Origin of the sequence: Kitasatospora sp. NBC_01300 (assembly GCF_041435235.1) — a bacterium.
GTDB lineage: Bacteria > Actinomycetota > Actinomycetes > Streptomycetales > Streptomycetaceae > Kitasatospora.
In genome coordinates this window covers 2,753,374-2,767,344 of sequence record NZ_CP108408.1, presented here as the reverse complement: position 1 = coordinate 2,767,344, position 13,971 = coordinate 2,753,374, and the positions used below count along the sequence as shown (strand labels likewise).

Below are 13,971 nucleotides of genomic sequence, written 5' to 3'. Positions count from 1 at the left end.
ACCAGGAGGACCTAGACCAGGCTGTCCCGCCAGGCCTGGTGGAGGGCGGCGAAGCGGCCGGATCCGTCGATCAGCTCCTGCGGGGAGCCGTCCTCGACGATCCGGCCCTGGTCCATCACCAGGACGCGGTCGGCGATCTCCACGGTGGAGAGCCGGTGCGCGATGATCACCGCCGTCCGGCCGGCCAGCACCGTGCGCATGGCCCGCTGGACGGCCTGCTCGCCGGGGACGTCCAGCGAGCTGGTCGCCTCGTCGAGGATCAGCACCGCCGGGTCGGCGAGCAGGGCGCGGGCGAAGGCGACCAGCTGGCGCTGCCCGGCGGAGATCCGGCCGCCGCGCTTGCGCACGTCGGTGTCGAAGCCGTCCGGGAGCGCGGCGATGAACTCGTACGCGCCGATGTCCCGGGCGGCCTGCTCGACCTCCTCGCGGCCGGCGCCGGGGCGGCCGATGGCGATGTTCTCGGCGACGGTGCCGGAGAACAGGAAGGACTCCTGGGTCACCATCACCACGCCGCGCCGCAGCTCGGGGGTGGCGAGGTCGCGCAGGTCCACGCCGTCCAGCCGGATCCGGCCGTCGGTCGGGTCGTAGAAGCGGGCCAGCAGCTTGGCGACCGTCGACTTCCCGGCGCCGGTCGCGCCGACCACCGCCACCGTCTGCCCGGCCGGGATCACCAGGTCGAACGGGGGCAGCACCTGCTTGCCGGTGCGGTAGGCGAAACGGGTCTCCTCGAAGCGGACCTCGCGCCCCTTGCCGGCGGCCTGCGGCAGTTCGGCGGGCGCGGCCGGTTCGGCGACGGTCGGCTCGTGGGCGAGCAGGCCGGCGATCTTCTCCAGCGCGGCGGCGGCCGACTGGTAGCTGTTCAGGAACATCGCCAGCTGGTCGATCGGGTCGTAGAGCCGGCGCAGGTAGAGCACGAAGGCGGTGAGCACGCCCAGCTCGACCGTGCCGTCGGCGACCAGGTAGGCGGCGAGCAGCACCACGCCGGTGGTCCACAGGTTGGCGGTGACGCGGGAGAGGCCGACGTAGCGGGCGATCTCCAGCAGGCCGTCCGCCGTCGCGGTGGCGGACTGCCGGTTGACCACGGCGAAGGCCTCGTCGTTGGCCTTCTCGCGGCGGAAGGCCTGCACCGGGCGGATGCCGTTCATGGTCTCGGTGAAGCGGACGATCAGCGAGGCGGCCGAGGTGCGGGAGCGGCGGTAGACCCGGCGCGATCGGCTGCGGAAGGAGCGGGCGATCAGCGCCAGCGGCAGGATCGACGCCAGCGAGACCAGGCCGAGCCGCCAGTCCAGCACCAGCAGCAGCACCGAGATGTAGCAGACCGACAGGAGGACGGTCAGCAGCTCCTGGAGGCCCTCGGAGAGCAGCTCGCGCAGCGCGTCCACGTCGCTGGTGGCGCGGGAGATGATCCGGCCCGAGGTGTAGCGCTCGTGGAAGTCCAGGCTCAGCCGCTGGGCGTGCCGGAAGATCCGGCCGCGCAGCTCCAGCAGGATGTCCTGGTTGACCCGGGCGCTGATCTTGATGAACGCCCACTGCAGCAGCAGGCTGAGCAGCGCGCAGCCCAGGTAGGCGCAGACCACCGCGACCAGCGGGCCGCTGTCGCTCTCGCGCAGTGCCGGGATGCCGCGGTCCATCGCGATGGCGACCAGCAGCGGGCCGGACTGCAGGGCCGCCTGCTGGACGAGGATCACCAGCATCGCGACGGCGATCCGGGCCCGGTGCGGGCCGAGCAGCGAGCGCAGCAGGGCCCGGGGCGCGCCGGGTGGGACGGGGATGTCCTCCTCGTCGGCCGGGGGCGGCGGCAGCTGTTCCTCGACCGGCTCGGCGGTCTCCCGTTCGGCGGGGCCGACGGGCGAGATGGTGGTGGTCATCGGGTGGTGCCCCCCTCGGAGACCAGGACGGCCTCGGGCGTCAGGGCGGACTCGCCCGACATCAGTTCGCGGTAGTGCGCGCAGTCGCGCAGCAGGTCCTGGTGGGTGCCGACGGCCTCGATCCGGCCGTCGGAGAGCACCGCGACCCGGTCGGCGAGCAGCACGGTGCTCGGGCGGTGGGCGACCACCAGGGCGGTGATGGCGCCGAGGACCTGGCGCAGCGCCCGTTCGACCAGGGCCTCGGTGTGCACGTCGAGGGCGGAGAGCGGGTCGTCCAGCACCAGGAAGGCCGGGTCGCCGACCACCGCACGGGCCAGGGCGAGGCGCTGGCGCTGGCCGCCGGACAGGCTCAGGCCCTGCTCGCCGACCTCGGTGTCCACGCCGTCCGGGAGCTTCTCCACGAAGGAGGCCTGGGCGGTGGCCAGGGCGGCGCGCAGCTGCCGGTCGTCCGCGCCCGGGGCGCCCATCAGGACGTTCTCCCGGACGGTGGCGGAGAACAGGGTGGGCTCCTCGAAGGCGACCGCGACCAGCTCGCGCAGCCGCTCCCGGGGGAGGTCGCGGATGTCCCGGCCGTCCAGGGTGATGGTGCCGGCGGTGGCCTCGTAGAGGCGGGGGAGCAGTGCGGTGAGCGTGGTCTTGCCGCTGCCGGTGGCGCCGACCAGGGCCATCGTCTCGCCGCTGCGGATGTGCAGGTCGATGCCGGCCAGCAGGTCGGGGGTGTCGTCGGGGGCGTCGGGGTAGCGGAAGCGGACGCCGGTGAAGCGGATGCCGTCGGGGGTGGTGCCGAGCCCTTCGGCGGTGCCCGGGTCGGCGGTCTCGGGCTCGTCCAGCACCTCGAAGAAGCGGTCGGTGGCGGTGGCGGCCTCGTTGGCGTAGGCGAGCAGCCAGCCCAGGGACTCGACCGGCCAGCGCAGCGCCAGCGCGGTGGAGAGGAAGGCGACCAGGGTGCCGGCGCTCAGCTCGTCGTGGGCGACCAGGTAGGCGCCGGCGGCGAGGGCGCAGCCGAGGGCGATCTCGGGCAGACCGACGATCACCGCCCAGAGGTTGGCGAGCAGCCCGGCCTTGCGCAGTTCGGTGCGGCGCAGGTCGTGGGTCTGGGCGCGGAAGCGCTCGGCCATCGTGCGGTGGCGGCCGAAGGCCTTGAGGATGCGGATGCCGAGGACGGACTCCTCGATGACGGTGGCGAGGTCGCCGTTCTGGTCCTGGGCGCGGCGGGAGGCGCCCGAGTAGCCGGCCTCGAACCGCCGGGTGAGCACGAACAGCGGGACGGCGGGCAGCAGGATGATCAGGGCGAGCCGCCAGTCCTGGGTGAACATCACCGCCGTGCCGGCGAGGAACATCACCGAGTTGACGACCAGGAAGACCAGCGGGAAGGCCAGAAACAGCCGCATGGTGTACATGTCGGCGGTGGCCCGGGAGAGCAGCTGGCCGGATCCCCAGCGCTCGTGGAAGGAGATCGGCAGCCGCTGGAGCTTGGCGAAGAGGTCGCCGCGCATGGCCGTCTCCAGCCCGGCCAGCGGGCGGGCCAGGACCACCCGGCGGGTGTAGAACAGCGCGGCCTCGACCAGTCCGAGGACCAGCAGCAGGCCGATCAGCGGCCAGAGCCCGCTCAGGTCGTGCTCGGCGAGCGGGCCGTCGACGATCCGGCCGAGGACCAGCGGGACGCCGAGGACGCTCAGCATGGCGACCAGGGCGGCGGCCACCGAGGTGGCCAACCGGCGGCGGACGGCTCGGGCGTAGGGCCACAGGCGGAGTAGGGAGCGGACCGTGGAGCGGTGCCCGGTCGCGGTGTCGTCGTCTTGTCGGTTCTCGGCCATCGTCGTGAGGGTAGGACGAGGGCGCGTCATTTCTCATCAGGTTTTTCACCCCTGACAGAACACTTCGGCGAGAACCGGCCACCCGTACGGGTGGGGCCGCGGGTGACCAGCGGGGCGCGCGGGGCCGGCCGCACGGGCCGGAGCGCGCCGCACGCGCGGCCTACACCGCTCAGGTCGTGGCGGCGGGCGCGCGCAGCAGCCGCAGCGAGCGCCCGGCCAGCAGCGTCGCGCCCTGCGGACGGGGATCGCCGCCGCCCTCGACGGTGGTGTCGACCACCGTCTCGTACGCCTCCTCCGGCGCGGCCCAGGGCTCGCCGGGGAGGGTGAACAGCACCGGTTCGTGGCCGGCGTTGAGCAGCAGCAGGAAGCTGTCGTCCAGCGTCGGCCGTCCGGCCTCGTCCCGTTCGGACATCGCGGTGCCGGACAGCAGCATGCCCAGGCAGGCGGTCGGGGTGAACCAGTCGGCCTCGGTCATCTCCTTGCCCAGCGGCGTGAACCAGGCGAGGTCCGGCTGGCCGCCCGGAGCGGCGGCCCGGCCGGAGAAGAACGCCCGCTGCCGCAGCACCGGGTGCGCCCGGCGCAGCCGGATCAGCCGGGCGGTCAGCTCGCACAGCCCGCGCCAGCGGGGATCCGCCAGGAGCGACCAGTCCAGCCAGCCGAGCTCGTTGTCCTGGCAGTAGGCGTTGTTGTTGCCGCCCTGGGTGCGGCCCAGCTCGTCCCCGGCGGTGAGCATCGGGACGCCGGTGGAGAGCAGCAGCGTGGCCAGCAGGTTGCGCAGTTGGCGCAGCCGCAGGGCGTTCACCTCCGGGTCGGTGGTCTCGCCCTCGACGCCGTGGTTCCAGGACCGGTTGTCGTCGGTGCCGTCCCGGTTGGCCTCGCCGTTGGCCTCGTTGTGCTTGCGGTCGTAGCTGACCAGGTCGCGCAGCGTGAAACCGTCGTGCGCGGTCACGTAGTTGACGGAGGCGTACGGGCGGCGGCCGCCGCGCTGGTAGAGGTCGGAGGAGCCGGACAGCCGGTAGCCCAGCTCGCGGACGTCCGGGCGGGCACCGCGCCAGAAGTCCCGCACGGTGTCCCGGTACTTGTCGTTCCACTCGGCCCACAGCGGGGGGAAGCCGCCGACCTGGTAGCCGCCCGGGCCGACGTCCCAGGGCTCGGCGATCAGCTTCACCCGGCTGAGCAGCGGGTCCTGGGAGACGGCGGCGAGGAAGGGGTGGTCCATGTCCACGCCGTCGGTGCCGCGGGCGAGGGCGGCGGCGAGGTCGAAGCGGAAGCCGTCCACGCCCATCTCGGTGACCCAGTACCGCAGCGAGTCGGTGACCAGCCGGACCACCTGCGGGCGGCGGGTGTCCAGGGTGTTGCCGCAGCCGGTGAAGTCGGCGTAGCCGCGCGGGCGGTGCGGGGCCTGGCGGTAGTAGGCGGTGTTGTCGATGCCGCGCAGCGAGAGCATCGGGCCGAGTTCGGCGCCCTCCGCGGTGTGGTTGAACACCACGTCGAGGATCACCTCGATCCCGGCGGCGTGCAGGGCGCGGACCATCCGCTTGAACTCGCCGACCTGGCCGCCGCGCGAGCCGGCCGCCGAGTAGCCGGCGTGCGGGGCGAAGTAGCCGATCGTGTTGTAGCCCCAGTAGTTGACCAGGCCGCGCGACTGGAGGTGGTCCTCGCTGGCGTACTGGTGCACCGGCAGCAGCTCGACGGCGGTCACGCCGAGGCGGGTCAGGTGGGCGACGGCGGCCGGGTGGGCCAGGCCCGCGTAGGTGCCGCGGAGCTCCGGCGGGATGTCGGGGTGGCGCATGGTGAAGCCGCGCACGTGGAGTTCGTAGAGCACCGTCTCGGCCCACGGGGTCTTCGGGCGGTGGTCGTCGTACCAGTCGTCGTCGTCGTGGACGACCACGGATCTGGGCACGTAGCGGGCCGAGTCGCGGTTGTCCCGGACGGTGTCGGCGACGTCCGCCTCCGGCCAGTTGCGGACGGCGGCGCAGACCGCGTCGTGGCTGGTGTAACAGCCGTCCACGGCACGGGCGTACGGATCGAGCAGCAGCTTCGCCGGGTTCCAGCGGGCGCCGGTCCACGGGTCCCACCGGCCGTGCACGCGGAAGCCGTACCGGGTGCCGGGGCGGACGCCGGGCAGGAAGCCGTGCCAGGTCTGGAAGTCCTGCTCGGTGAGGCGGTGCCGGGCCTCCCGGCCGTCCTCGTCGAACAGGCAGAGGTCGACCGCCTCGGCGCCGGCCGCCCAGAGCGCGAAGTTGGTTCCCTGGCGGCCCTGTTGGTCGGTCCGGAAGCGGGCGCCGAGCGGCTGCCAGCTGCCGGGCCACGGTGGCTCGGCGGTGTCCCCGCCGGGCGGCCGCACTCCGGCTTCCAGCTCCTGCCCTGACGCCATGGCCGCACCCTCCCTGGACGGGGTGTCCCGGACCCCGTTCACTTCCTCTTTCCCGGATTGCGCAGATCGGAAGCGGCTGAACGGGGGCTTACCGGCGGATGGCGGCCGATGGATGGGGGGATTTCGCGCGGCCGCGCGTGTCCCCGCCGTGATTGCCCTCGTTGTTCCCGGTATCGGGCGGTCCCGGTACCGGAGGCTCCCGGCATCGGGCGTCCCCGGTGGCGGAGGCTCCCGGTACCGGACCTTCCCGGTACCGGACGTGGACAGTGGGAGGCCCCGGAATGCGGCGCCGAGGACGGGTGTGGGCGCGGCGGGCGGCGGCGGTGGCCTGGGGCCTCGCCGTCCTGACGGGGTGCGGCGGCTCCCCGGCGGCCCCCGCGCAGGACGCCGCCGGGCCCGGGGCGCACACCCCGCCCCCGCCGCCGTCCCGGGCGGTCGTCACGGCGCTGCCCGCCGACGGCGCCCAGGACGTGCCGCCGGAGGGCCCGGTCCGGGTGACGGCGGCGCAGGGCCGGCTGGTCACCGTCCGGCTGGCCGACACCAGGGGCACCGAGGTCCCCGGCACGATCGCCCCGGACGGCGCCGCCTGGACGCCCGACGGCCCGCTGCCGCTGGGCACCGCGTACACCCTGGACGCCGTCGCCGAGGACGACCAGGGCCAACGGGCGGCCCAGCACTCGGCGTTCTCCACGATGGCCCGGGCGCACACCTTCGTCGCCTTCTTCACCCCGGAGGACGGTTCCACCGTCGGTGTCGGCATGCCGGTGTCGCTGCGCTTCAGCCGGCCGATCACGGACCGGGCGGCGGTGGAGAAGGCCGTCCAGGTGAGCGCCGACCCGCCCGTCCCGGTGGCCGCGCACTGGTTCGGCAACCAGCGGCTGGACGTCCGCCCGCAGCAGTACTGGTCGGCCGGCACCAAGGTGACGGTGTCGCTGCGGCTGAAGGACGTGCAGGGCGCGGCGGGCGAGTTCGGCACCCAGACCAAGGACCTGCACTTCACCGTCGGCCGGGCCCAGGTCTCCACCGTCGACCTGGACGCGCACACCCTGACCGTCCGGGCGGGGCAGGGCGGCAAGGTGGTGCGGGTGCTCAAGGTGTCCGGCGGCAGCCGGGACCACTCCACCTACCGGGGCGTCATGGTGGTGTCGGAGAAGTACAAGGTGACCCGGATGAACTCGCAGACCGTCGGGATGGGCGACGAGTACGACATCAAGGACGTGCCGCACGCGATGCGGCTGACCAACTCCGGCACCTTCGTGCACGGCAACTACTGGGCGGACCCGGGGGTGTTCGGCGCCGCCAACACCAGCCACGGCTGCATCGGCCTGGCCGACGCCAAGGGCGGGGCGAGCAAGGACTCCCCGGCGGGCTGGCTGTTCGAGCACACCGTCCCGGGGGACGTGCTGGAGGTGAAGGCCTCCGCGGGGGACTTCGTGCCGCCGCAGAACGGCCTCAACGGCTGGAACATGCCGTGGGAGCAGTGGGTGGCGGGCAGCGCCCTCGGGCCGGTTGCCGGGCCGGTTGCCGGGCCTGCGGTCGGGCCCTCGGTCGGGACCGCGGTCGACCCCGCCGCCGGCCCCGTCGCGCAGTAGTCGATCTTCACCGCCGATTCACCCCCGATCCACCCACCTCCCCCCGGGATCCGCTCGGACGGCCCGGCTATCCTGCTCCGGCGCGCCCTGGTCCGGCGCGAAAGATCGGCGTCCGGTGCAACTCATGGGGGCGCTCAACGCGTCAAGAGAGTGGATACCGGGAGGGGAGAAAGCGTGAAGACGGGGAAGACGGCTGACGCCGCGATACGTACCACCAGCCGTTACGGGCGCAGGGGTGCGATGGCGTTGGTCATGGGCGGGGTGCTGCTGCTCACCGCGGCCTGCGGCGACGACAAGGGCGGGACGGGCGGCGGGGGCGACAACGCGGCGCCCGCGGCGACGGCGGGTGCGGGCGGGACGGCGGCCCAGGCGGGCGCGTCGGGCGAGCCGAAGGCCTCCGCCGCGGTGCTGGCCGTCGAGCCCAAGGACGGCGCCCAGGACGTCGCACCGAGCAACGCGTTGCAGGTGTCCGTCTCGAACGGAAAGCTCACCACGGTCGAGGTGACCGACAAGAACGGCAAGCCGGTCGACGGGGCGATCACTCCGGACGGCATCGGCTGGAAGCCCGCCGCCGCGCTCACCGTCGGCATGGCGTACAAGGTGAACGCGCAGGCCAAGGACGCCGACGGCCTGGTGACCGCGTCCACCACGACGTTCACCACGCTGACGCCGGACAAGAAGGTCTCCACCAACGACAACATCAGCGACGGCGCCACCTACGGCGTCGGCATGATCGTCTCGGTGAACTTCAGCAAGACCGTCAAGAACAAGGACGCCGTCCTCAAGGGCATCACCTTCGAGACGAACAACGGCACCGAGGTGAAGGGCCACTGGTTCGGCGACAACCGGCTGGACTTCCGCCCGGCCGAGTACTGGAAGCCGGACACCAAGGTCACCATCAAGTACCGGCTGAAGAGCGTCGAGGTCGCCCCGGGCGTCTACGGCGACGTGGACAAGGACGAGCCGTTCACCATCGGCCGCTCCCAGATCGCCACCGCCGACGCCAAGGCGCACCAGATGACGATCGAGCGGGGCGGCAAGAGCACCACCGTGCCGGTCACCATGGGCGCGGAGGCCACGCCGTCCTGGAGCGGGACGATGGTGATCATGTCCAAGGAGAAGGTCACCCGGATGAACTCGCAGACCGTCGGCCTCGGCGGCGAGTACGACATCCAGGACGTGCCGCACGCGATGCGGCTGACCACCTCCGGCACCTTCGTGCACGGCAACTACTGGTCCAACGCGACCAATCCGTTCGGCAGGACCAACGCCAGCCACGGCTGCGTCGCGATGATGGACGAGAAGGGCGGCAGCGACACCTCCGTCGCGGGCAAGTTCTTCAACGACTCGATGATCGGCGACGTGGTCAAGGTCGTGAACAGCAAGGAGAAGACCGTCGCGCCCTCCAACGGGCTCGGCGGCTGGAACATCGCCTGGGCGAACTGGTAGATCCTGCCCGCCGATTGACCGGATAGTCCCGGTTCGTCGGCGCGGTGCGGACGAGCGGCCCGATCCTCACCCGTTGGGGTCGGGCCGTTCGCGTTTTCGCAGCGCACCGGGCCCCGGATGGCGCAACCTTTCCGGAGGCCGGCGCGTGTAGTGGTCGGGTCCGTGGTGTGCGCGGGGTTTTGTGCGGGGCTCCGGGTCGTGGGGTTTCGGCCCGCGGGTTTCGGTTCGCGGGTTTCGGTCTGTGGGTTTCGATCCGCGGGTTTCGGTTCGCGGGTTTCGGTTCGTGGGGTTTCCGAGGGAGGGATCGACGTTGAGGTCGATACGCAGAGTGGTGGCCGTCGGCCTGGTGGGCGGCGCGATGGCGCTGACGGCCGCGTGCGGCGGCGGGAGTGGCGGGAGCGGTAACGGGGGCGGGAGCGCGGCCAAGGCGGACCTGGGGGCCGGAACGGCCGCCGGAACGCCCTCCCCGGGCGCCGCGGCGGCGAGCAGCGCGGCGCCGAAGGTGTCGCAGGCCGTGGTGAACATCGAGCCCAAGCCCGGCACGGTGGACGTCGCGCCCGACGCGCTCAAGGTCGGCGCGACCGGCGGCAAGCTCACCACCGTCAAGGTCAGTGACAAGACCGGCGCGGAGGTGCCCGGCACCATCGCCGCCGACGGCTCCAGCTGGACCCCGTCGGCCGGCCTCGCCGTGGGCAGCACCTACCAGGTCAGCGCGATGGCCGCGGACGCCAACGGCGTGGTCGCCAGCGCGGACAGCAACTTCTCCACGCTGACGCCGACGGCCCTCGCGAAGGCCGCCGACAACGTGGACAACAACGCGACGTACGGCGTCGGCATGATCGTCTCGGTGAACTTCAGCAAGGACGTCAAGAACAAGGACGTCGTCGCGAAGGGCATCACCTTCGAGACCGACAACGGCACCGTGGTCAAGGGCCACTGGTTCGGCAACCGCCGGCTGGACTTCCGCCCCGAGCAGTACTGGAAGTCCGGCACCAAGGTGACCGTGCACTACCGCCTCAAGAGCGTCGAGATCGCCCCTGGGGTGTACGGCACCGACCGGGACGAGCCCTTCACGATCGGGCGATCTCAGATTTCGACGGTTGACGCCGCCGCGCACAAGATGACCGTCGAACTGGACGGCAAGCCGTCGGACATCGACATCACCTCCGGCTCGCCCGAACACCCGACCTGGAACGGCACGATGGTCGTCATGTCCAAGGAGGGCGTGGTGCGGATGCAGTCCAGCACCCTCCCCGGCATGAGCGGCTCCCCGTACGACCTCCAGGTGCCGCACTCGATGCGGCTCACCGACAGCGGCACCTACCTGCACGGCAATTACTGGAGCAAGCTCATCGGCGAGGACAACGTCAGCCACGGCTGCGTCGCCCTCAAGGACGTCGAGGGCGGCGGCGAATCCACCTCGATGGGCAAGTTCTACGCCGGCTCGCTCGTCGGCGACGTGGTGGTCGTGAAGAACTCCACCAAGAAGGAGACCCTCGACCCGGCGAACGGCCTGAGTGGCTGGAACGTGCCCTGGAGCGCCTGGTAGGCCGACCGGTAGCCGCCCTGGTCGGGGCGGTTCCGTGGCAACCCGGGATTGACGGCGGACGCGTCCCGGGTTGTCTGCTCCCCACCCTCGCCCCACCTTCCCCCGGCCCCTTCCGGACCCCCTCCGGGCCCCCGCCTGGCACTCTTCGCGGGGTCTCCTTGCACGCGGCATATGCCGACTCGGAGGAGATCGTTTGCTCATTGTCCGTACGCGGCCGCTTGCGTTCCGCAATGATGGACCGCATGGCGGGTTGGGGCGAAACAGATCAGTCATCAGTTCCCGGGGCCGGATTGGTCGCCGAGGCGTCGTGGATCGATGTCCAGGGCGCGCTGGCGGCGCTGGAGCGGCTCAGCTCGGAGGAACTGGAGGAGATGTATTGCGGCAGGCTGAGCGATCAGTCCGTGCCGAACGAGGTACGACTGCCGTCCCGGCCGGAGACCGGCCCGGTGGCCCGCCGACTGGTGCTGTCGGTCCTGGAGTCCTGGGACCTCCACCAGCACCTGGAGGCCGGTGAGTTACTCACCAGCGAACTGGTCTCCAACGCCGTCCGGCACGCCGCCGGACGCACCATCGGACTCCAGGTGATCCGCAAACCGGGCTGGCTCCGCGTCGAGGTCCGCGACTCCTCCCGGGCGCTGCCCTGCATGATCCTCGCCGAGCCGAAGCCGGTGACCGAGCGGGGGCGGGGCCTGCGGGTCATCGACGACCTGGCCGACCGCTGGGGTGCCGACCTGCTGCCGCGCGGCAAGGGCGTCTGGTTCGAGCTGAAGGTCCGTGAGCGGCACTGACCGTTCCGGGCTTCCCGGGTTGGTCTTTCTTGGCTTTCCGGGCCGTCCGGCCGTCCTGGTCGTCCGGGTCGTCCGGGTCTTCCCGGGAAAACGCGCAGGGCCCCCGAAGTCGCCGTGGTCCGGCGGATGGGGGCCCCTGCAAGTCATCGCGCCGGCCAAGGGGGTGCGTGCCGCGCGATGGGCGTCGGCCGTGCCAGGTCGGGCCAGCCGAAGTCTCCACGCCCAGGCCGGCGTGCTGTGCCGCCCGCCGTTGGGCTGCTTCGACTATCGCACGGATCTCAGCATGTGGGCAAACCAGGTGGCTTTGATTGAAAGGTTTGTAACCTAGTTCACCTTTGGATTTTGCATAGGTTCACGCTATTGCCTGTGAATATTCACCATCCTCGCTGTTGGGCCTCCGGTGCTTCGTCGCCCGGCCGCCAATTCCTCCGTACACCCCGCCACGCCGGAACTGCCGGGTAGCATCAGGCCCGTGAACCTGTACTGGCACGTCGTACTGCCACCGCTCAGCGCCTGATCGGGCGCACACGCCGGTGGCTCGCCCCCCTGCGCTCCCTGCTGCGGCCCCCTTCGGCCGCCGGGGGCTGCCGTGTGTGCCCGGTGCGAAACCAACTCCCTTGACGGTCTTCGACGACGGAAGTTCACGACTGTGCCGAACCGCACCTCCACTCCCGTGCCCACCCGGCCCGCCTCCTCCGCCACCGCCCGCCGCACCAGCCCGCTCGGCGGTCCGGTCCCGATCCTGGTCGCCGCACTGCTGTGGGGCACCACCGGGACGGCCAGCTCCCTCGCACCCGACGGCGCCCCTTCGGCGGGCATCGGCGCCGCCGCGCTGGTCCTCGGCGGGCTCCTCCTCTTCCTCTCCACCCGCAGCGCCCGCGCGCTGCCCCGGGCCTGCGGCCGCCGGGAGCGGTGGCAACTCGCCGTCGGCGCCGTCGCGGTGGTCGGCTACCCGGTCACCTTCTACCCGGCGGTGACCCGCGCCGGGGTGGCGGTGGCCACCGTGATCGCCCTGGGCAGTGCCCCCGTCTTCGCCGGCCTGCTCGGCTGGATCACCCGGCAGGGGCGGCCGAGCGGCCGGTGGGCCGGTGCCACGGTGACGGCGGTCGTCGGCTGCGCCGTCCTGGTGCTGGGCCCCGAACTCACCGGCGGTGGCGCGGCGGTGGACGCCGTGGGGGTGGGGCTGGCCGCGCTCTCCGGCCTCTCGTACGCCGTGTACTCGCTCATCGGCGGGAGGCTCATCTCGCGCGGGCACCCGTCCGCCGGGGTGATGGGGGCGATGTTCGGCGCGGCCGCACTGCTCGTCCTGCCGGTGCTGTTCCTCGGCGACCTGCAGTGGCTCGCCTCGCCGCGCGGCGCGGCGGTGGTGCTCCACCTCGCGGTGATCACCACCTTCCTCGCCTACCGCCTCTTCGGCCACGGGCTGCGCCGCACCTCCGCCCAGACCGCCACCACCCTCACCCTCGCCGAACCCGCCGTCGCCGCCCTCCTCGGCGTCGCCGTCCTCGGTGAACGCCTCCCCGCCGCCTCCTGGTGCGGCCTCGCCATCCTCGCCGCGGGCCTCGCCATCCTCACCGTGCCCATGGGCGCCCGCCGCCGCTGACCCCCGGGTGGCCCCACGCGCAGGAAGTCGGACGGGCCGACTTCCTGCGCAGGTGCCGTTCGGCGGTCGGCGGGCCAACACGCGGTGCCTCACCCGCTCTTGCGCCGAACCGCTTGCCGCCGGGCGCCCCGCTTGGTGGGCTTGACCGCATGGAAGAGACCACGGACAGCCGACCGCAGGCGACGTACGACCGCATCGGGGTCGGCTACCGCGCCATCCGCCGGCCCGATCCCCGACTGCACGCCCTGATCGGTTCCGCCCTCCAGGGCGCCCGGTCGGTGGTGAACGTCGGTGCGGGCGCCGGATCCTACGAACCCGAGGGCGCCGACGTCATCGCCGTCGACCCCTCCCAGGTCATGCTCGACCAGCATCCGGGCCGGCGGAAGGTCAAGGCCGGAGCCGAGCAACTGCCCTTCCCGGACGGCTCCTTCGACGCGGCGATGGCCGTCCTGACCGTCCACCACTGGCCGGATCCGGAACGGGGCCTCGCGGAGCTGCGGCGGGTCGCCCGGCGGCAGGTGGTCTTCACCTGGGACCCGGCCCACCGTCCGCAACTGTGGCTGCTGGAGGAGTACCTGCCCGAGATCCGGGAGCTGGAGGAGAGCCGCTTCACACCGCTGGCCCAGGTCGTCGACGCGCTGGACGCGCACACCGTGCTGCCCTTCCCCGTCCCGCACGACTTCACGGACGGTTACCAGATCGCCTACTGGCGGCGGCCCGAGTTCTACCTCGACCCGGTCGTCCGGCGGGCCAGCTCGACCTTCGCCCAGTTGCCGGCCGCGGTGGTGCAGCCGGCGATCGCCCGCTTGCGCGCCGACCTCGAATCCGGCGCCTGGCACCGCCGCCATGCCGAACTCCTCGACCAGGACCACATGGACTACGGGTACCGGCTGCTCATCGCGGGGGAGGTCTCCTCGGAGTAGGAAGT

9 protein-coding genes are annotated in these 13,971 nt (G+C 72.4%); 6 read left to right on the top strand and 3 right to left on the bottom strand.

Annotation, left to right across the window (positions count from 1 at the left end; all coding sequences use genetic code 11):
* Window positions 1-11: 11 nt before the first annotated feature.
* The 3 genes from OG556_RS12220 to glgX form a co-directional block, all read right to left on the bottom strand.
* Entirely contained in the window at window positions 12-1,868 is a 1,857-nt protein-coding gene (locus tag OG556_RS12220; protein ID WP_371517092.1) for an ABC transporter ATP-binding protein, read from the bottom strand.
* Entirely contained in the window at window positions 1,865-3,685 is a 1,821-nt protein-coding gene (locus tag OG556_RS12215) for an ABC transporter ATP-binding protein (protein WP_371517091.1), read from the bottom strand. The genes OG556_RS12220 and OG556_RS12215 overlap by 4 nt, the downstream gene beginning before the upstream one ends.
* A 169-nt stretch (window positions 3,686-3,854) precedes the next feature.
* Complete coding sequence (glgX, locus tag OG556_RS12210; RefSeq protein WP_371517090.1) at window positions 3,855-6,062, bottom strand: glycogen debranching protein GlgX; 2,208 nt, start codon at window positions 6,060-6,062, stop codon at window positions 3,855-3,857.
* A 281-nt stretch (window positions 6,063-6,343) separates the two neighbouring features.
* On the opposite strand from glgX, the gene OG556_RS12205 reads away from it, so the two are divergent.
* The 6 genes from OG556_RS12205 to OG556_RS12180 all read left to right on the top strand — a co-directional run bounded on the left by OG556_RS12205 (window position 6,344) and on the right by OG556_RS12180 (window position 13,966).
* Window positions 6,344-7,654: an Ig-like domain-containing protein gene (locus OG556_RS12205; protein WP_371517089.1), complete on the top strand. Its 1,311-nt coding sequence runs from the start codon at window positions 6,344-6,346 to the stop codon at window positions 7,652-7,654.
* Between the two features lie 240 nt (window positions 7,655-7,894).
* A complete protein-coding gene (locus OG556_RS12200; RefSeq protein WP_371517088.1) occupies window positions 7,895-9,103 on the top strand; it encodes an Ig-like domain-containing protein in 1,209 nt (402 codons plus the stop codon).
* Between the two features lie 310 nt (window positions 9,104-9,413).
* Complete coding sequence (locus OG556_RS12195; protein WP_371517087.1) at window positions 9,414-10,652, top strand: Ig-like domain-containing protein; 1,239 nt, start codon at window positions 9,414-9,416, stop codon at window positions 10,650-10,652.
* A gap of 290 nt (window positions 10,653-10,942) precedes the next feature.
* The gene (locus OG556_RS12190; RefSeq protein WP_244293363.1) at window positions 10,943-11,440 is read left to right on the top strand and encodes an ATP-binding protein; all 498 of its coding nucleotides are present in this window, start codon (window positions 10,943-10,945) and stop codon (window positions 11,438-11,440) included.
* Window positions 11,441-12,089: 649 nt separating this feature from the next.
* Complete coding sequence (locus tag OG556_RS12185) at window positions 12,090-13,043, top strand: DMT family transporter (RefSeq protein WP_371517086.1); 954 nt, start codon at window positions 12,090-12,092, stop codon at window positions 13,041-13,043.
* Window positions 13,044-13,192: 149 nt separating this feature from the next.
* Entirely contained in the window at window positions 13,193-13,966 is a 774-nt protein-coding gene (locus tag OG556_RS12180) for a class I SAM-dependent methyltransferase (protein ID WP_371517085.1), read from the top strand.
* The last annotated feature ends 5 nt before the right edge of the window (window positions 13,967-13,971 follow it).

Excerpts from the sequence above, each read along its gene's own strand:
- OG556_RS12220 (WP_371517092.1), bottom strand. The coding sequence starts at position 1,868 with ATGACCACCACCATCTCGCCCGTCGGCCCCGCCGAACGGGAGACCGCC.
- OG556_RS12215 (WP_371517091.1), bottom strand. The coding sequence starts at position 3,685 with ATGGCCGAGAACCGACAAGACGACGACACCGCGACCGGGCACCGCTCC.
- glgX (WP_371517090.1), bottom strand. The coding sequence starts at position 6,062 with ATGGCGTCAGGGCAGGAGCTGGAAGCCGGAGTGCGGCCGCCCGGCGGG.
- OG556_RS12205 (WP_371517089.1), top strand. The coding sequence starts at position 6,344 with ATGCGGCGCCGAGGACGGGTGTGGGCGCGGCGGGCGGCGGCGGTGGCC.
- OG556_RS12200 (WP_371517088.1), top strand. The coding sequence starts at position 7,895 with ATGGCGTTGGTCATGGGCGGGGTGCTGCTGCTCACCGCGGCCTGCGGC.
- OG556_RS12180 (WP_371517085.1), top strand. The coding sequence starts at position 13,193 with ATGGAAGAGACCACGGACAGCCGACCGCAGGCGACGTACGACCGCATC.